This is a genomic window from Roseovarius sp. A-2, assembly GCF_002072155.1.
In the GTDB taxonomy this organism is placed as follows: Bacteria; Pseudomonadota; Alphaproteobacteria; order Rhodobacterales; family Rhodobacteraceae; genus Roseovarius.
Genome location: NZ_BDIY01000010.1, coordinates 73775 through 91952 on the forward strand (window position 1 = coordinate 73775; position 18178 = coordinate 91952).

20 protein-coding genes are annotated in these 18178 nt (G+C 60.5%); 4 read left to right on the forward strand and 16 right to left on the reverse strand.

Annotated elements, in window-relative coordinates; translation table 11 throughout:
* Positions 1–8: 8 nt before the first annotated feature.
* From virB11 to BHD06_RS12920, 13 genes are all read right to left on the reverse strand, one after another.
* Positions 9–1007 carry a P-type DNA transfer ATPase VirB11 gene (gene virB11 / locus BHD06_RS12860; protein ID WP_080457397.1) on the reverse strand — a complete coding sequence of 333 codons (999 nt, stop codon included), beginning with the start codon at positions 1005–1007 and terminating at the stop codon, positions 9–11.
* Positions 1007–2464, reverse strand: coding sequence for a TrbI/VirB10 family protein (locus BHD06_RS12865; protein ID WP_080457398.1), 1458 nt, complete (start codon positions 2462–2464; stop codon positions 1007–1009). Before BHD06_RS12865 ends, virB11 begins: the two co-directional genes overlap by 1 nt.
* Before the next feature lie 2 nt (positions 2465–2466).
* Positions 2467–3198 (reverse strand): TrbG/VirB9 family P-type conjugative transfer protein, encoded by a 732-nt coding sequence (locus tag BHD06_RS12870; RefSeq protein ID WP_080457399.1) that lies wholly within the window; start codon positions 3196–3198, stop codon positions 2467–2469.
* A gap of 3 nt (positions 3199–3201) precedes the next feature.
* Positions 3202–3846, reverse strand: coding sequence for a virB8 family protein (locus BHD06_RS12875; protein WP_051922114.1), 645 nt, complete (start codon positions 3844–3846; stop codon positions 3202–3204).
* A gap of 2 nt (positions 3847–3848) precedes the next feature.
* Positions 3849–4850 carry a type IV secretion system protein gene (locus tag BHD06_RS12880; protein ID WP_176214350.1) on the reverse strand — a complete coding sequence of 334 codons (1002 nt, stop codon included), beginning with the start codon at positions 4848–4850 and terminating at the stop codon, positions 3849–3851.
* Entirely contained in the window at positions 4850–5338 is a 489-nt protein-coding gene (locus BHD06_RS12885) for a hypothetical protein (protein WP_080457401.1), read from the reverse strand. Before BHD06_RS12885 ends, BHD06_RS12880 begins: the two co-directional genes overlap by 1 nt.
* 3 nt (positions 5339–5341) lie before the next feature.
* The gene (locus BHD06_RS12890) at positions 5342–6151 is read right to left on the reverse strand and encodes a type IV secretion system protein (RefSeq protein WP_080457402.1); all 810 of its coding nucleotides are present in this window, start codon (positions 6149–6151) and stop codon (positions 5342–5344) included.
* Entirely contained in the window at positions 6141–7229 is a 1089-nt protein-coding gene (locus BHD06_RS12895; RefSeq protein WP_080457403.1) for a lytic transglycosylase domain-containing protein, read from the reverse strand. Before BHD06_RS12895 ends, BHD06_RS12890 begins: the two co-directional genes overlap by 11 nt.
* Before the next feature lie 165 nt (positions 7230–7394).
* Complete coding sequence (locus BHD06_RS12900; RefSeq protein ID WP_176214351.1) at positions 7395–9764, reverse strand: type IV secretion system DNA-binding domain-containing protein; 2370 nt, start codon at positions 9762–9764, stop codon at positions 7395–7397.
* Positions 9754–10029 carry a type IV secretion system protein VirB3 gene (locus tag BHD06_RS12905; protein ID WP_080457405.1) on the reverse strand — a complete coding sequence of 92 codons (276 nt, stop codon included), beginning with the start codon at positions 10027–10029 and terminating at the stop codon, positions 9754–9756. Before BHD06_RS12905 ends, BHD06_RS12900 begins: the two co-directional genes overlap by 11 nt.
* Before the next feature lie 23 nt (positions 10030–10052).
* Positions 10053–10337 (reverse strand): TrbC/VirB2 family protein, encoded by a 285-nt coding sequence (locus BHD06_RS12910; RefSeq protein ID WP_080457406.1) that lies wholly within the window; start codon positions 10335–10337, stop codon positions 10053–10055.
* On the reverse strand, positions 10334–10744 hold the full coding sequence (locus BHD06_RS12915) for a lytic transglycosylase domain-containing protein (RefSeq protein WP_080457407.1): 411 nt from the start codon (positions 10742–10744) through the stop codon (positions 10334–10336). The genes BHD06_RS12910 and BHD06_RS12915 overlap by 4 nt, the downstream gene beginning before the upstream one ends.
* A gap of 220 nt (positions 10745–10964) precedes the next feature.
* On the reverse strand, positions 10965–11306 hold the full coding sequence (locus BHD06_RS12920) for a hypothetical protein (RefSeq protein WP_080457408.1): 342 nt from the start codon (positions 11304–11306) through the stop codon (positions 10965–10967).
* A gap of 197 nt (positions 11307–11503) precedes the next feature.
* On the opposite strand from BHD06_RS12920, the gene BHD06_RS12925 reads away from it, so the two are divergent.
* The 3 genes from BHD06_RS12925 to repC all read left to right on the forward strand — a co-directional run bounded on the left by BHD06_RS12925 (position 11504) and on the right by repC (position 13997).
* A complete protein-coding gene (locus BHD06_RS12925; protein ID WP_080457409.1) occupies positions 11504–11773 on the forward strand; it encodes a hypothetical protein in 270 nt (89 codons plus the stop codon).
* Between the two features lie 85 nt (positions 11774–11858).
* Positions 11859–12518 carry a hypothetical protein gene (locus BHD06_RS12930; RefSeq protein ID WP_080457410.1) on the forward strand — a complete coding sequence of 220 codons (660 nt, stop codon included), beginning with the start codon at positions 11859–11861 and terminating at the stop codon, positions 12516–12518.
* Between the two features lie 225 nt (positions 12519–12743).
* Positions 12744–13997, forward strand: a complete 1254-nt coding sequence (repC, locus tag BHD06_RS12935) for a replication initiation protein RepC (protein ID WP_254892403.1) — start codon at positions 12744–12746, stop codon at positions 13995–13997.
* A 473-nt stretch (positions 13998–14470) separates the two neighbouring features.
* Here the strand turns inward: repC and BHD06_RS12945 are convergent, their stop codons facing one another.
* The 3 genes from BHD06_RS12945 to BHD06_RS12955 form a co-directional block, all read right to left on the reverse strand.
* Positions 14471–16624 (reverse strand): UPF0149 family protein, encoded by a 2154-nt coding sequence (locus tag BHD06_RS12945; protein WP_080457411.1) that lies wholly within the window; start codon positions 16622–16624, stop codon positions 14471–14473.
* Between the two features lie 161 nt (positions 16625–16785).
* Positions 16786–17076, reverse strand: a complete 291-nt coding sequence (locus tag BHD06_RS12950) for a CcdB family protein (protein WP_080457412.1) — start codon at positions 17074–17076, stop codon at positions 16786–16788.
* Positions 17064–17318 (reverse strand): type II toxin-antitoxin system CcdA family antitoxin, encoded by a 255-nt coding sequence (locus BHD06_RS12955; protein WP_080457413.1) that lies wholly within the window; start codon positions 17316–17318, stop codon positions 17064–17066. Before BHD06_RS12955 ends, BHD06_RS12950 begins: the two co-directional genes overlap by 13 nt.
* A 130-nt stretch (positions 17319–17448) precedes the next feature.
* On the opposite strand from BHD06_RS12955, the gene BHD06_RS12960 reads away from it, so the two are divergent.
* A complete protein-coding gene (locus BHD06_RS12960; RefSeq protein ID WP_080457414.1) occupies positions 17449–18159 on the forward strand; it encodes an IS6 family transposase in 711 nt (236 codons plus the stop codon).
* The last annotated feature ends 19 nt before the right edge of the window (positions 18160–18178 follow it).

The following is an 18178-nucleotide window of genomic DNA, read 5'->3' on the forward strand; positions in this document are numbered from 1 at the left end:
AGATCTCTTCAGGGATTTGAGCTGCCCGGCAGCCACACCTGTTCGACCCCACGTCTTCCGTCCTTCCGACCAAGCTGCACCACGACATCGATGCTGGACGCGGCATAGCGCCGTACCTCCTCAAAGCTCATGTTGATGCCCACGGACATGACCATGAGGGCGAGGCGGTCGAGCGCCTTTTGAGCGGTATCGGCGTGAATTGTGGTTAATGAGCCTGAATGGCCTGTGTTGATCGCGTCGAGGAATGTCTTGCACTCGTCGCCGCGCAGCTCACCCAGAATGATCCGGTCTGGACGCATGCGCAAGGATGTCTCGAGCAACTTGGCTGCGGTGCGTTCACTTGAGGGGATGCGATCAGCCTTGAGCATCGCGCGATTGGGTTGTGGCGGGAAGAGCTCGAACGCATCCTCGATGGTCACGATACGCTCCGTCTCGGTCACCAGCGCGAGAAGTGCCCGGGCAAAGGTCGTTTTGCCGGTAGATGTCCCGCCGCTGATCATGATGTTCAACCGCTTGTCGATGCAGAGTTCCATGGCGGCTCGAATATCCCCCGCCTGGGTCAGCGCGATCACCCGTTCGGCTTTTGCCTGTCGTTCGGCGTCCAGGTCCACCAGTGCACCGTGCAACAGACCGATGTCGCCCAAGGTAAGTTGGTCTTCACTATAGCGGCGCAGGGTGATCGACGGCCCGCCATCCACGACCGGTGGATAGACGACCTGTGCCCGGATCGGCTTGCCATTCATCTCGATCTTGCCGGAGACCAGCGGCTTTTTCTCGCTGATCTGTCCGTGCGTGGCGCTGGCAATCGACGTTGCAAGGTCCCGAGCTTGGGCAGGGGAGTAGTACACGCCCATGAGCTCAACCATATGCTCAGCGCCCCGCGTTTCCACCCAGACCTTTCCATCGGGATTGATGGCGATTTCGACGACGGCGGGATCGCAAAGCGGTGCAGCCAGCGGTTTCAGATAGGTCGAAAGAAAACTGGTTTTTTCTGCCGCCTGGTTCATCAATAGAACTCGAGATCACGGTCAACGATCACACTGATCGCGGCACCTGGTTGAACCGAAATAATCGGCGGCAGGCTGGCGTATTCGCCGATCACGGCATCGGTGGTCTGGGTGAAACTGCCTGCGACACCCTCGGCAACGTCTGTGCCGGTGTCGGAGCTCGCTTCCGACGCGGCGATTGCCGGTCCTGCGCCGATGATCGACAGCAACGCGGCTGTGCCAAAGCGCAATCCGAAACGTGAGTTTACGGAGCCCGTTACGCCAGAACGGCCCTGATCATCCGCACCGAATGCGGCGAGCTGAACCGATTGCCCCTCGGGTGTGACGATGCGTGACCAGCCAACCAGAATGCGGGCCTGACCCAAAGAGACATTCGAATTGTACGTCCCGAAGAGGCGGGAGCCCTCGGGAATTAGAATGCGGGACTGATCGAAGCTCCAGACCGGGTAGTTCACGATGGCCGTGATCTGTCCGGGCAATGTGGAGTCAATGGCGGTTTCCAGTGACGCTTGGATGAGCGTGCCCTGCAGAACCGTGTTGGAAGGATTGGCGATGATTTCCACAGTCGCGACTTGAACGGGCTGGGCACCGTCCAACACGAAGGCGCGCGCGGCGGCATCCCCGATCGCCGGACCCGTCTCGGGGTCGGATGCCGGACTGCCCGTCTTGCCGCCCGTGTCAAAAATCACCCCCTCGGACCGGATTTGTGTGTCGCGCAGCGCCGCCGCCTCGGCTCGCCGACGCTCCAGCTCAGCCCGTCGCGCGGCTTCCTCGGCGGCGAGTTGGTCCCGCTCGGATTGCGCGCGCAGGGCGTCACTCATGCCGCTGTCTATTTGCTGTTGCAGGGCGTCGTTCTGGCGCTGTAGGCCGAGAATTTGCTCCATCAACTGCTCCATCCGGCCATCGGCGACACGTGCGCGCGCGGCAACCTCATCCGTAATCCGTTTTTGTGCCACCAGATCGGCTTCTGCCAATCGAGTGTCCATCTCGCTTTCCAGTTGGGCAATGAGCGCCGTGTTCTGTTCCTGGACCGAGCGCAGCGCTTCAGCCAGCTCACCGGAATTGTCGGGGGCTGGGGCCTCTGCCAGTCTTGCCAACTGGGCTTGCAGGGCGACCACGTCGCGCGCAAGCTTGGCATTCTGCTCCTCCAGCGCCAGGCGCTGCACCGCAAGTTCATCCTCGATCGGGCCGGGATCGAATCGGGGCACCGATCGTGGTTCGGTCGGTTCCGCTTCGGCTGTCATGCGGCCAAACCCGTCCCCGTCGACCTGATCCTGAAAGTCATCGGCTTTCGATGTCTCAACGGCCGAAGTGATCCCGCTGCCTTGCACAAGCGGGTAGGCAATGATGGCGGTCCCCGCCAAGAGGAGCGCACCCAGACCAAGCCTGAGCCCGAGAGATGCGCGCCGCTTTGGTGCAAAACTGTATTCCTTTTCCGGGGTCTGTTTTTCGGACATGATCAGAACTCCCGCCCACGCAGGGCACCCACGGCGGCAGCCTCGGTGGTGAACCCACCGGCCTCGCGGATAATGCAGATATGATCGTCGCCCATGCGGATGGTGTAGGTGTTCCGCACGCCTGTGACCCGCACGACCGCGCCTCGGGTCTGGCTGTTCTGGGTGATTTCGTAGCCTTGGGCATTCAAGCCGAAAATCGAGGGCCGCACGCCGGGCTGGAATTCAAAGAAGGTCGAGCGCCCATCATTCCAGACTCGCACCGGGCGGATCGCACCGCCTCCCGCAAATTGATAGCCGGTATCACGGCCCCCAGCCGCAAGCTGGCGCCCTGCGGGGCGCTCGTCGGGAAAGTTCACGACAATCCGGAAAGACTGTGTCCGCGAGCGGCCCTCTGTCAGATAGAAGGCGACAGCGCGGCGGCTGGTATAGATCGTCAGGTTTGTCGCAGCCCGTGCCTCGACAGGCTTGATCGAGATCGTATTGCGGTTCGATAGGACCTCAACTTCATAGGACGCGGAATCTCCGATGAGGACTTGATTGATCCGTTCGCCGGGACCGAGTTCGATTGACGTGTTTACCCGAAGGTGGGTGTCGATCCGGATCACATCCGTGGGGTTGAAGTTGACGTGACGAACGCGGGCGTCCTGTCCCATGGTGACCGGCGCGCGCTCAGCCAAGGCAGGCGCTGCGAGCAACCCGGTGACGATTGCAGTGGCAAGCAGAAAGGTTTTCATGAATTATTCTCGTGTCAGTGTTTCGGCGTCGACCCGGTATGCTGTCACCGAGAAGCCAAGGGGATTTTCCCAGACGCGTGTCAGGGAGCGTTCGCGACGGGGGGCAAACTCAAACCCGACGGTGGCGATGAACGTCTGCGTAACCGGTGTCTGGTTGGGCCGGGTGAGGCGCTTGTCGAACCGGATCTGGGCCACGTCGTCCTGCAGGAAGGTGATCGCCCGCACGCGGACATCGACCTGCGCATTCGCACCATAGCTGCGCGGCGGGTAATTCTCGGACCCCGTGGTCCAGAGTTCGATCAGCGAGGCGCGGGCGGGCCCACTGGAACGCCGCTGGACACTTTCGAGCCGTTCCTGAATACCGGCCCGAAAATAGCTCTCGCGGTCACTGATATAGCTCACAAGCAGGGATTCCTTGATCGCTTCCTCATCGGTGATACCGGTTGGCTTCACCTGGTAGATGCGTTCGGCTGCCCCTGTGGTGCTGTCGACGAGGACGGTAAACACTTCGGTTTCGCGCAGGGGCAACATGACCGTGATGGTCAGGGCCAACAGCACGGTAACGGCGCAGGAACAGCCCGCAACAATCCATGCGGCGCGCGCGGCCCGACGCGGACCCATCACCAAATCGATATCGAAATCACTCATGGCTATCCTTTCTTCATCTTTCCGGCGAGCGCGACCGCACTGCCCGCATAGCTCCCGGCACGGGCCGCGCTGGACGATCGGTCAGAGACGCCCTGTCCCTGAAGCCCTGCGTTGAAGCCCCGTCGCATGTCATCGCCGCCCCGGATCGCGGCACCGGTATTGCGCAACGCATTCCCGGGCATCCGCGCGGCATTTGCACCGATCGAGGCGAGGCCGATGTTCGTGGCGGCAAGCCCTTGGGCGAACGTTGGCACGAGCAACATCAGACCGGTGCCGATCATCATCACCACGACAAAAGAGATCGCGTCCCCGAGCGTTTCAACGCTGTTGAGCTCCTCTGGCGCAACTGCATTTCCGGTGGCAATGGTGAACCCGGCCATGGCAGCAACGAATAGCGGCACGAAGGCAAATCCGATGGCGAGTTTGACCCAGGCCTCGAAGATCGGCGCCGATTGCTTGAACAATGTGCAGGCCACAGCCAACGGGGCGATGGCGATCAAGACCGCCAACATGATCTTGGCGGCAGATAGAACAATGATGGTGATCGTCGCCATGGCGGCCGCTACGAGGAACATGATCACGCTGGTCATGGCCCCGGCCAGCCAGCCCCCATTCTGGCTGATCGCCTGTCCGACATTCAGGGCTTGGGAATAGAGATCGTCGATGCCGTCGTAGAGATTTTCGACACTGCCCCCAGAGAGGGAATCGAGGATCCCGGCGCCAAGTTCGGCCGGGGCGTTTGTCAAAGCGTCATAGGGGACCGAGAGATTGGCGAAGGTCAGGAACACATTCACCAGCACGAGCCGCAACCCAAGAGCGACGATAGTCGCGCGCGATAGCTCGACCGTCTGCACAACGAGGTTTGCACCGACGAACGCTGCGACCAACACCGACGCGGACCGCACGACAGGGCGCACGGCGGCGACCGTATCGCCATAGGTGTCGGCTGCGACACCAGCCACGGTCGCATCCACCATGGCAAGAACCTCGGCAATGATGGCCATCAGTCGCCGCAGCTTTCTTTGCGAAATGCCGCATGGCGTTGGTCGATATCGACCCATTCGCCGCTGCGATATCGACGCAATGCGTTGAAATCTGCTGCAGTAAGCTCTTCCGGGGTCTTTCCGATACGTGCCTGCGTGTAGTCGTCCAGCGATCCGAGATCATAGATGCAGCCGCAGAAACCGTGCGATATGGCAAGCTCGCGCAGGTCGGTGCCAAAACCCCATCGAACCGCCCCGCGGAAAATCTCGTTGCTGAAGAATTCCGTGTCCGGATAGGTGAGCGAGCAGGCTTGCGGCTTCGGGAACATCAAAAGCCCCCTCGCCTTTACCTCACGCATCAGCTTGAGAAGCCGGTCTTCCTCTCCGGTTTCGGTGGCAATGACGACCTCTCCGAGCAACTTATCGTCGGGCAGGTCTTGCGGGCCTTCGGCCCAGGCATTGCCTGCGAGGGTGATGAAAACGGCAAGTGCTGTGAGTGATGTGTTCAAGGGTCAGTCCTCCGCGCCGGAAAAATCAAAGAAGGAGCGTGTGCGGGCCTGCTCGGCCGCGAAATCGATGCCATTTTGACCTTGCGCCAAGCCTTGGGCGGCATTCAGGCGCCACATCTGGCCCAACATGAAATTCGTCTCCGCGGCCATACGCGTGTTGAGATCGATCGATTCCTTGAGCGTTTCCTGATCGCCAATCGCTTCCACCAGCCCATCGATACGCTCAATGCTCTGGGCGGCTTCCTCGTAGGAAATCTGTGCTTGCCCGATGACCATGGCATTGGCAGCCGCCAGATCGGCTATGGCAGCGCCTTGCGGGTTCCCGGCGTCGTTCAGCTCGGTGAGTTTTTCCGAGGTGAACCCCGCACTGGCCATCGTCTCGCGCATGGCATCAGCGGCCCGGCGCTCTCCCATGGTGACGTCGCCATCGAGCAGATCGTCCAGCAGGCTGTCAAAATCCCCGAGCGACAGGTTGTCCATGAAACCCGATAGATCGGTGATCTTCTGGGCGCGGGCACGCAGGTCCTCCACGCCGTTGTAAAGGGCGGCGATATCGTTCAGGCCGGTAATTGATCCCAGGACGTCATCAAGCAGGCCCTGAATATCAGTGAGGCGCTCGATCTGGGTGCGCAATTCCTCGATTTGCTGGAGCTGGTTTTCCGCATCGCGCAGCGCGGCCTGCAGCTGCTCGACATTCCGCGCGAGGTTTGATCCATCGATTACAGGCACACCCTGAGCGAAGGCTGGGGGGAGGTGGGCCGCCATGAGCGTGCCCGCGACAATAATTGCGGCAAGGCGGGTGTCAGCCCTCATCGGAATACCTCCAGAAAGTGGATTGCTCCAGGTGATCGGCGGCCTCGGTCAAACCTTGTGCCGCTTCGACTTTCACATGGGCCGCGCGCAGACGCAGCGTCAGCGCCATGAGCCGCGCCCGTTCAGCAAGCATATAGGTGGAGCGGTCCAGCACCTCTTTTGCGTTATCGGGTGGATCTTTACGCAAAAGCGCCGCGATCCGGGTCATGGCCTGATCGATCTGGGTGCCCACGTAGGCGCCATAGCCGACCGAGGCATCCGCCCAGTTGCCCCAGGCGGCCGAGGCACCATCGAAGCCCGCCAGTGACCCCGTCATGTCGACGCCGGTGATGGTGCCAAGATAGTCGTTGTAATAACCGTTGATGCGCCGGACGTAGGTCTGGGTTTCCTCGAAAGGAGGCACACCACCATACTCGAGAACACGGCCGGGGCCGGCATTATATGCCGCCAGAGCGTGATCGATCCGACCGAAGCGGTTCAGTTGCGTGAGAATGTAGCGTGCTCCACCGTCCAGGTTTTCCCAAGGATCATATGGGTCCACACCGAGATCCGATGCTGTGCCCGGCATCAGCTGGCAAAAACCGCGCGCACCCACGGGGGAGACGGCTGCATTGTTGAAACGACTTTCCTGCTTGATTAGTGACTGAAACAGGATACGCCACGTCAGTGGCGTCAGACCGGCGGCCGCAACACCGGGATGACCTTCATAGCGCCGCGCCACCGTGATGATCATGCGTTCCACGTCGCTTGGCTCACCGAAGAGGCGATCGGCATCAGGATGATCTTCCTGGGCTGGGTAAGTCTCTGCAGCGCTCGCCCAGCCGGGCCCACCAGCCTCGAACCCACTCAGGTCGGTGACACCGGTGGTCTCCGCAAGGAAACGCTCATAGGCTTCAAGCTGCTCTCGATAGATATCCGCTTGTTCCTGGCGGGCGTCGCGCTTCTGGCCCTGCCGCAAGGCGTCGCGCGCAAGTTCCTCAACGCGAGACACGGCCCGGGCAAGATTGGAGCCATCGATCACGGGCACGCCCTGCGCGGCAGCAAGCGAGCCAAGACCCAAAGCCAACGGAACCGCCATTCTAGAAGCTCTGGAAATCACAATGCGCATTCCGTGAAACAAGGTCGGGGGCAGGGGCCGAGAACGCCATCGCAGGCCGCTCGAAACATGGCGAGCGCACGCCTGTTGATGCACCTTCGCAAGCGCTCAGGGCCGCCATGGCGACCAACAGAAAAAATCGTGCCTTCACATCATGTCCTTCCAGAAGTCTTCTTTCTTGCGCCAATCGGCAGGCGCTTTTTCCTCGCCGGTCTTGCCGCCACCAAGAACAGTGACCAGACTGCCAAGGCCTGCGAGATCGGTATTGACGAACACGCTGTCGGCGCCTGAGCGGATCAATGCCAGCCGCAACCCGGCTGTCGGGCTTGAGAGGAACTCCGCCTCGCGCGCGTTCAGGCGCAGGATGCCGTAATCCCCCGGATTCGCCCGTGGATTGGGAAACAGGATCTGGGTGGCCACACTTTCCGCGATGATCTGGCCGACCGAACTTTGGTCCAGATGGCCCGGTGTCTGGGTCAGCATCATTACCACGCAGTTGCGCTTGCGCATGGTAACCAGCCAGTCGTGAAGACGCTTGACGAAGATATCGTCAGCCAACATCTTCCAGGCTTCATCGATCACGATGATTGTTGGTGTGCGATCCTCGATCACGCGCTCGATACGGCGGAAGAGATAGGCGAGCAGGGCGGAGCGTTCCGCGTCCTGATCGAGAAGTTCCGTCATGTCGAGACCAAGGACATCCTCGCCAATGGCAATCGATTGGGCACTGGGCCTTGAGAAAAGCCATCCATACCGGCCGGTTTGCGTCCATTCTCGTACGCGGGACACCAGATCACCGTCGTCATCGGTAGAGGCCACGAGGCTTGCCAAGCCGTCGAATGTTCTGAGTTCCTGCTCCGCAGCAATGATCTGACGGACTGCCTCATTCAGTGCGACGGTCTGAACCGTCTCGAGTGGACGGTGGCGGGCCAGAATGTCGCCGAGCCAATCTGTCAGCCAGGCGGCCCCTCGCGCATCGGTCTCCGTGGTCATCGGATTGAAACCGGTGGGCTCGCCCACCTTGATTTCGCTGTAGCTGCCACCCAAAGCGCGGATCGCCATCTCCAACCCCTGGTCCTTGTCGAAAACGATGACGCGCGCGCCCGCTCTGCGCGCCTGAGCCATGAGAAACGCCGTGCCGAGGGTCTTGCCAGACCCGGTGCGGCCCAGAACCAGCGTGTGCCCGACGCTTGGCTCATCGGTCCGGCGCCCCGCTTCGTGAAAGTTGAACCGGTAGAGGCTGGAGGTCACGGTCGGGAAGGCCGTGATCGTCTTGCCCCATGGGCTTGCCTTAGGTCCGCGTCCCGGCCTTGTCTTGTGAAACGCCGCCAGTTCCGCGAAATTCTGCGACGAAACGATCCCGTCACGGATCCGGTAGGCCCAGTTCCCGGGCGCCTGCGCGAAATAGAGCGCCTTTGCTGCCCAGGACTCCCGGACCAGAACGGCACCGGTTTCTTGACCCGCCCGCCAGATCTCGGAAGCTGCTTGTTCCAGTTCCTCGGTGCTGTCACAGAATACCTGCACGGAGGCATGATGTGTCCCAAAGGTTGAGCGGCCGGATGCCACGGCGTCGGCGGCTTCGATCAACTGCTCAGTCAAGCTGACGCCGGCATCTTCGGAGGCACCCCGCTGGCGAAAGGTGCGTTGAATGCGCTCAACCATCTCATTGGCGCGCCGCGGCGTGAAAGAGTTGGTGATCGTGATGTCATAGGGCAGTTCCAGTGCGTCAAGCATGGTTGGCCAGGTGCGACTGGGATAGGATTTCATCCCAAAAATCGCGCCGTATCGTGCGCTGTCGCCGCATTCCAGCCGCATGGATTTGCCCTGAAAGCTGACGTCGAAATTGCTCATAGTGTCGGCCAGCAATTGTCCGGGGGCGGCGATGATCTTGGCGTAGCCCTGTCCGTGAACCGCGGCCAACAACGCAAGCCAATCCCCGCTTGAGACCGTAAGTCGCGTCACACCCGCGCCGGAATACATCGCCATGAGCAGCGTCATGGCCTCTTCCAGGGCAACAATCCTCGTGTCGATGTCTTTCTGGAAATCGCGGCCGCCGCCAAGGACGCCCAGAACTTTCGAGAAGGCCTGCGGCATCGACGGACGCATAAGAACCGTCAACATCAGGGTGCGGGCTTTCAGATCGCGGGCGCGCAGGCTTCTTTGCCAGGCGGCGTCTACAGCAGTCGCGAAAGGCATGCCGTCTGGAGGGGCCAGGTCCAAGACGTCCGGGCGCGAAACCTTGTTGATGTGGAAACCGAAGCGCTCCCCCAGTTGCCCGACGATCCGGGCAAAGCCTTCGCTGATCTCATCGATCCGCGCGTCGTCGCTGGTGAAGCTGTCGACCCCGTCGAGCGTCACCGACGCCATCAGATCGCCCTGCCGTGTCAGGATGACACTGTCCCGCACCGCAGCGATATAGGGAAGATGGCGCCCAAGACGCTCGGCTTTCAAGGCCTTGTCCCCGAGCGCGTCCCGAACAGCACTGCTGGCACGAAATCCCCGAAACTCACGCGACATAGAGATCGCCTCCCTCATCTGATCGCGCGCTCGTTCGCGGGGTGCGCGACATCACGACGTTCAAAATCTGAAACAGATGTGGATTGCGGTCAGCGACCAGCCAAAGCGGCGGGTAGCCAACGATGAAGACCAGCAGGAACCGCATGTCGTCAACCAGAATGAAAGGGATCACGGATGCGAAAACCAGTGCCACGAAATATCCGATCGGCAGACCGAATATCCGTGGCGGCTTGGTTAGCCCCAGAAAAAGTGGTGTGTCGCGCATGTGGGTCTCTGCCGCAGATCAGATCAAGGAGCCGCAAAGCCGTCGATGATGGTCTCGGCCGAAAAAATCAGAACCACGCCGACAAAGACGGCAACGAAGATCGGCCAGTTCAGGCGCCCGAAAAACATCATGACACCGGAGCCCACGAGCGCGAGCACGCCAAGGCCACGACCGATGGGACCTGTCACGGCGTCAACGACCGTGTCAATCATGTCGGAGACCGGGCTGAGATCCTGCGCGACGGCCGGGCTGGCGGCCAGCACAAGCACGGCCAAAAAGGTTGCCGGGGTATAATCGATGCGTTTCATGTCTGGTCTCCGATGGATTGGGCATAGACGGCCATGACCTTGCGGACATGGCCTTGGGTTTCACGGTAGGGGGGCACACCGCCGTGACGCGCCACGGCTTCGGGGCCGGCGTTATAGGCCGCGAGCGCAAGCTGCGGCGTGCCGAAACGATCAAGTTGTGTCAGCAAGTAGCGGGCGGATCCATGCAGGTTTTGCTCAGGATCATGCGGGTCGACGCCAAGCACACGCGCGGTGTCCGGCATCAACTGCCCAAGCCCGATTGCACCGACATGCGACCGCGCGCCTGGGTCAAACGCGCTTTCAACAGCGATGTTGGCGCGAAAAAAGGCCACCCAGTCGCGAGAGGTCATGCCCGCCCGGCGCAGGGCCGGGTGGTCCGCATAGACCGACCCCACATTGAGGATCATAGCCTCGATAACGGGACGGCCTGATGGGGTCCGAGACGGGGAAAGGCGTTGTAACTCAAGAGGATCAGCCTGAGAACGTGCGACAACGTCGCTGTGCTCGGGTTGAGGTCTTGCGAAGTCGAGAACGCTGCTGGTCAGACGGCCAACACGGTCTGGAGCATCGAGATCGATAACAGATTGTGCATGGGAGGAAGGGCTTGAAAGCCCCCAGAAAACGAGGCTAGCCGCTGCCAGGATACCTTGTCGTCTCAAACTCCCACGTGCCTCTCTCACCTTCTCGGAGAGGGCAGCTGAATAGCTTTGCGCCCAGCTCCAGGCAGAAGCTCATGAGCCCTGCGGCGGTCTTGAAGACGCGTGGTTTCAGATCCCGGTTGGTCACATAGACCGACCGGTGCACACCGCCTTGACCGTCATTGGAGCAGACGAAAACCGTCCAGCCACCCCTATGCGTATTGCCGCCCTTTTCCGGGGCCTCGACGCATTCCACCTCTATCCATGCCCCACCCTCGATCGCCTCTTGCATGTGCGATGTTAGGATCACGGGATATTTTGTTCCTGCCATTTTGCCTCCGAAGGAAAGAAGTTCCTACGGAAGTAACCTGCTTTTGCACCGCTTCAAACAGTGCATGTTGCAAGATATGCGGCGACGTAGCGTAAGACATATGACATGGTCAATAAATATCTTTTGATTGATTGTAATATTTTTTCGGTGATAGGTCGAGCACACGATTCGCCCCCAGATTGTCGGGAGACCACCAGATGTCGCGGTTGCTGGCATGTAGCACATTCATCGTCCTTGCGCTCCCGGCACATGCCGAAACGCTGGCGATAGATTGCGTGACGCCGTTGCGGCCGGAGCTGGCGGCCTCGCCTGCGCTCCTGAACGAGTATGGCGACGACATCAGAGCCGAGTTCAACGCCTACTTCGATGAGGCGCAAACCTATCTGAATTGCCTTGCTGCGGCATCGACTTCTGCACAGGCCGAAGTCCGTCTTGTGCTTGACGCTTACCAGGAGATGTTCCAATGAAACGACGTGCAAAATATGTCAGTAATTATGACGCACTTAACATAAGTATCATTATGCGCCAACGGGTTAGTGGCGGGGCTCTGTCATGAGGCGGCTCCTCTCAACTGCCGCGATCGTCGCGATAGGCCTCGTGCCGCTTGCGCTCAAACCCGCCGCCGCGCAAGGCTATCAGATCGATTGTGCGATCCTCTTGTGCCTTGCCGGCGGTTGGCCCGCGTCGGTTCCCTGTGCCCGGGCACGCGCGGAGTTCATCCGCCGCATCACACCATGGCCGGTCGAGCCACCGCTGCAGATCTGGCGCTGCCCGATGCGCGCGGCGCTTGAAGCGCCGGACCCAGTCGCGCGCCTTCACAGACTGACGGGGTTCAACCCCGGGCCAGCCGTCCCCCAGCACCCTGAGCAAGAAACGCTCCAGCTCGCGCAAGCGGTCGGGCGCGGGGCTGATATTGATGTCAGCGGGTCTGCCTTTGCGTTCATTCGCTCCATTGATGTGTTCGACGCCTCCTTGTCCCAGGGCGTGGTCGGTGAAGGCGAGCATTGCCGTCGCACGGCCCTGATCCGGCATGGTTCATACGACAGCACTGGGCAGTTCCGGTGGCGTATTGCATCACCGGGCGAGCTACCCCCGGCTTTTGAGGGGGACGAGGGTTTTGGGACCGTCTGTCCGAGCATCCGGGTTCGCGCGGTCTTTGTCGATTGGGAAGACCACCAAGGCACCTACGGATCTGAGCAGGTCAATTATTGACCCCTACCCCGATAGAAGGACTCGACACCCCAGAAACGAGAAACCCCCGCAAGGCGGCAACCATGCGAGGGGCTCAAAGAACAACGGAATTGGCGTTCCGATAGGTCAACTCAAACAGTGATTTTGTTCTAGCAGTCCCGACAGTCAAGGCAACGAAAAAACGTATCCTTTATCGGGATGCGGATGCCCTGTTGCGGCCTTGTCCCATACTGACAAGGACGAGATATGAACTCTACTCGAAACCACCCGGCCTTGCCGGACGGCTGGACCAAAGGCGCTGTCATGGCGCTTCTCTCGGAGATAGCCCCGCATATCGGTCTGCGCCCGGCGCGCCTCGCGGTGCTGAACTACATCATTGGGCGGACCCGAGCGTCCGACTGGACCTCTCCACACCGAGAACCGGCGTTCTTCGGTGCGCAGGACCTGGCGGCTATTGAGTTGGGCAAGACAGCGAGGCAGTTGCGCACGGATGAGGCTGCGCTGGCCAGGCTCGGCCTGATCGTCAAACGTGTCGCGGCGAACGGGGCCCGCTTTGGTCGCGCCGGTCTCGGGTTGATCCTAACGCCGCTGATCGCGCGCCTGGAGGAGTTCATAGCCCTTCGCGACCGGCTCCGCGCGGAACGGAAACATTTGTGCGCTTTAAGGGATCTTCGATCACTGCGTCTGCGGCACATGAAGCGGGCCATCTCCGCCCTGCCCTTGTCGGCTATTGAGGATCCGGAGGTCACAGATATTCTTGCCAGTTTCGCAAGCTGGCCACGTAGCGACGCCTTGAGCCGCTTAGGTCTGGACCAGCTTACCGCACACCTGCAGGCGAGTTCCGAGTTGTGCAGCCGCATCGATGACTGGCTTGAAAAACATGGCCTTTCTTCCGGCCAACCAGCGGAAAACTTCCGGCCTTTTATACAGAACACCAAGGAAGACTCTCAAAATGTAGAGGAGCCTTCTGCTGTGGATAATTCCGCAACACGCGAGGAATTTGCAGAGAGTAAATCGTCGCCATCACCTCCCTGCCCCGCGTCACCCACTCTGTCGCCTGAGGGCCTTTACAACATTGCCGGCGACGGACTGCGCCTGATGCTCGAGGCGCGCCGAGATCAAAATCGCCCACTCAGAGAGCGCGACATCATCGAAGCCGCCTGGCAGTTATTGCCAATGCTCGATATCCATCCATCAGTCTGGTTTGAGGGCCAGAGCGCCCTTGGCGACCACGGATTGGCGCTCTGCCTTATTCTGGTCGATGCTGGGCGAGATCATCCCACATATCCCGTCCGCAACCCGGGCGGCTTGATGCGCGAAATGGTCCGGCGAGCCAAGGCTGGGAGGCTCGACATCAATGCAGGTATTGTTGCTCTACGGCGGCGGCAACATTATCTGTTCAAAATCGACCAATCTGATTGGGGGAGTGGAAAGGATCTGGGGTTCAAGCGGCGTTCGGGCTGCGGGTCAACAGTCTTCCATCCAGAACGGCCGCTCTAACGTAAGCGTCCGGCGTCACCGCTCTGCCTCGTATAGAGGGTCGATCGCATCCACCACGAGATAGTGAACACTATGGGGGCGTCATGGCGCGTTGGACGAAGCGGCTTTGGACGGACGAGGAGAAGCGTTCGATCTGTTTGCAGACGACGGTACCGGGAGTGTCGGTTGCGCGTGTAGCACAGCGTTACGCGATGAACGCCAAATGGCGCATCGCGAGGGCATGGTGTTCATGCCGCGTATTTCGCCTGACGGCATATTCACCCAGAGAACAAACATCGATCTGAAGTTGCCCTGCAAGCCAGACGATGAGGGTTCAGCTGGCGGCATGATGCCTTCGCTCCACCCCAAACCAGGGTAGCGCAACAGACAAATATGCACCGCAAAGCCAAGGTGGTTTTCGGCGCGGCGGCGTGTTGATATTCGACCGTTCTGCCGGGCAACTTTCAACTTGCCGCATGAGAGCCGACAACACGTCAAAATGCCTTCGCTCGGGTGCCAAACCTCTGTCGTAGCCAGTTTGGAATCGTTTTCGTGAAGCTGACAACATCAGCCTGCCAGGAAGCTGCATCCTCGAGCAGTTTCCGGGCGCTCTTGTCGGGCTTGCCAAGCTTTGCCTTCGGCCAATACTCCAGATTTCCCTCCCAGGCCGTCAGGTAGCCGTCTGCCCAGATCGAGATCAGCGTCCCCTCCTCGGGGATCAATGCGAGCCCGACAGGCGTACGAAGATTTGCCAAGGCGCCATTGTAGCGCAGCATCAGCAGGTCGAGTATCCGCTGAAGTGCCTTGTCGCTGTCGATCTCGGGCCCGATGATGTTCAACAGGACTTGGACCCAGGCCCCCGGGGGAACAAACTCGGGCGCGGTGCAAACGCCCATCATGTAGCCATCGACCCACCATTCCGTCAGTCCGGCCGGTTTGAGCAGCTTGCCCAGTTCGCCGGCTTTCTCCGGACGGATGGCGGGCATTTTCATGCCCTCAGGTGCGGGACCGCTGGTGATCTCAAAAGGGATATGGTCACCCGTGTCCGGGGATGCATTCCCCAGGACATTTTCATGCAGCCAAACCTGGAAGGAGTGATCAAAGATCATCTCCATGATCGGGATCTTCTTCAACGCGCGCCCCTCTTCCAGGGCCATGGCCACGGCAACGAACTGCAGTGCATTTGGGTCGCCGGTAGCATGCAGCAAATGGGCCATGCGTGCGACCACGCGGGCCCAATGGGATCTGCGGGTGTCAAGCGTCTGCCACAGGTCGCGTTTCATCGCGGCAGGCGTCTTTGCAGATTCGATCGTCGTCGAGAAGGCATCGCTGTCTTCAAACCAGCTTTCGGAAATCATGGGGAACTGCGTTTCCCACTCGGAACTGGCATTGATCATCCGGCCCCGCGCCTGCGCTGACATCTCCGGAACTTGCCCCTCAGGATCAGCCAGGGCAGCAATGTCGAACACCGATGCGGGCTTCGGGCGCAACTCTGACCAACCCATGGCCTGTACAACGCCGACAAGACCCGCGGCGGGCGGATGTCCGGTCTGCAAGCTATCTGACAGGCCGATCGCGATTGCCTCTTCAACGTAGGCGACCGGCACGTCTCGTGTCTCCACCTCGTTCGTAATCATGTCGATCAGCCGACGCTGTTCGCTGGCACTCGAGCAAGGGACCAGATAGGCATCCTTGATCCCGAACCCTTGCTTGATCAGCACCACGGCAACGACGCGCGTCCCGCCGTCCTGGAGCGCGATGGTCATGCTCTGCGCGCCGGTACCGTCCACAAGGCTCGTGAGCCCGCGATGCACCTTTGGGGCGGTGCTGGAGATCGCGCGATCGACCCCCTGGCGCAGGGCATTTCGGACAAGTGCGTCGATTCCCGCCCGCGTATCGCCATCTGCGATCCAGCTGCGCATGACGCTCAGTCGCCCGATCAAGTCTGATGTCATCGCATTGGCGGCCATCCGATCAGCCAGGCCATTGATCGCGCCCCGGCGGATGTCGGCCCTGCCATCGAGTAACAAGGCGCAGCCAAGTTCTCCCAGAACGGTCTTTGGGCGCGACACGACGTGCCGAACAACGGCTTGCCTGACGGGGGCAGGAAAGGTGGCCATCAACTCCACAAAACCGGAATGGAGGGCCGAGATGCTGTCCATCTGATCGCCTGAAATCTCCGCCAGCAATTTGTCGATGAGCGGCTCAAGGTCAGGCGCGTCAGTAAGGTCCAGCTCTTCTGCCATGTCATCTGGAACAGAGAACTCGCCAGCCAGGGCATCCGGGGCAGGCAGGCCGGCCCGAACCCAGCAAGATGCCAGAAACAGGCGCCCGGGATCGGTGAGGGCATCTTGTGCCTTGAGCGCCTGAATGCCGTCCTCGAGCTGATCGATGAAGCTTGCGCCGACCGTCTTGCCGTTCTCCCGCGCCATGCGGGCCTCATCCAGAGCGGATGACAGGAGCAAGACAAGCCGTTCATCATGATTATGGCGCGTCTCGAGACGGCCGATGGCGTCAACGACTGCTATCGCCTGTTCCGGCTCGGACATGAGAGAAAGAGCGACCCGTTTGAATGCATGGCGCGCGCCTGTCGCGTCGGGGTTCTTTGGCAGCGCATCCAGAAGGGTCTGGATCTTGGGAGACAGCATGGGATTTCCGATTTATGAAAGGCAGGGCCAGTGATTGATTTGCCTTGCAAGGGTGCAGGAAATTCCACCCGACTGCAATTCGTGGGGGCCTGCTTTTCCTAATCCCGACCACGGTAGACGGCTCACCAGCCAATGCCCGCAGATCGTCTTGGTTTTTCGAGCTAGACGCCCGCCATCAGGATATCTACCGCCCGCGTAATCAGATCACCCTGATCCGCAACGCTCCCTGTCCGGCGCAAGCTCGAGCGTCGCACCGCCGCAATCAGCCGTGTCGCAAGCACCAGACGTCTGCCGTCGATCTGGAGTTCAGGGTTCAGGTGTCGCACCGCAAGATAGTCGGAAAGAAGCGGGATGACGACGATAGACGCATCGGGCGGCAGAAGGTCGCTTTCGACAACGACCATGGACACACCACTGTACTCCGCGACATCAAAGCGGGTCAGGTAGTCCATGACGACCCGCCGGGCGCTGTAATGATGTCAGCCAGCGGGTGTCCGTGACGCTCGTGCCAATCCGATTGGGCCGCAAATGCGCCTGCGTTCTCGGTGAGCCACTTGTTGCGTCGAGTTTCGGCAACGGCCTTGATAAGTGCCGTCTCGGCCACCGCAGAGACGTTGATCCCAAGTTCCTTTGCGCCCTCAAGCGCCTCGACATCGAGCGTCAGGGACGTCTTGCGCTTCGTCGCAGCTACCATGGGATAACACTCCTATTAAATACCGTCAGAGTATACCGTATCTTGGCGCAGCGCAAGCTCCAAGAGCGCAAACCCCGGATAGGGCATTGCCAAGTCGTTGTGTCGTGAAGCGCCTGCTAAAGGATCTCGGATGAAAATGCCATCATCCCTGCCGCGCCTGAAGGGCTTCCGCTTCCCCCGCGAGATCATCGCTTATGCCGTCTGGGCCTACCACCGTTTCGCTCTGAGCACTGCCAACGTCGAGGACCTTCTGGCAGAGCGCGGCGTGATCGTCAGCCGCGAAACCGTCCGGCTGTGGGTCAACCGCTTTGGCGCCCATTACGCCAGTTGTATTCGGCGTGACCGGCCCCCGCAGTCGGACAAGTGGCATCTGGACGAGGTCGTCATCCCGATCCGCGGCAAGAAACACTGGCTCTGGCGGGCGGTTGACGCCAATGGCGACACGCTCGACATCCTCGTGCAAACCCGCCGGAACGCCAGAGCTGCAAGGCGTTTCCTGACAAGGCTCATGGTGCGTTTCGGGCGGCCCCGTGTCGTGATCACCGACAAGCTGCGCAGCTATTTCGCGCCAATCCGCAAGCTCGCTCCCGGCGCAGACCATCGGGCACACAAGGGCTTGAACAACCGGATCGAGGGCTCACACCGACCAACGCGAAGGCGAGAGAAGATCATGGGGCGCTTCAAGTCCCAACGACAGGCGCAGAGGTTCCTCGCTGCCCATGACCAGATCAACACCCTCTTCCATCCCCGACGCTATCGCCTCACCGCTTCCTCATACCGCCAGGCACGGGCTGATGCCTTCAGCCTGTGGAGCGACTATGCGATCGAGATGAATGCGTAATTGGTAAGGCTACGTACCC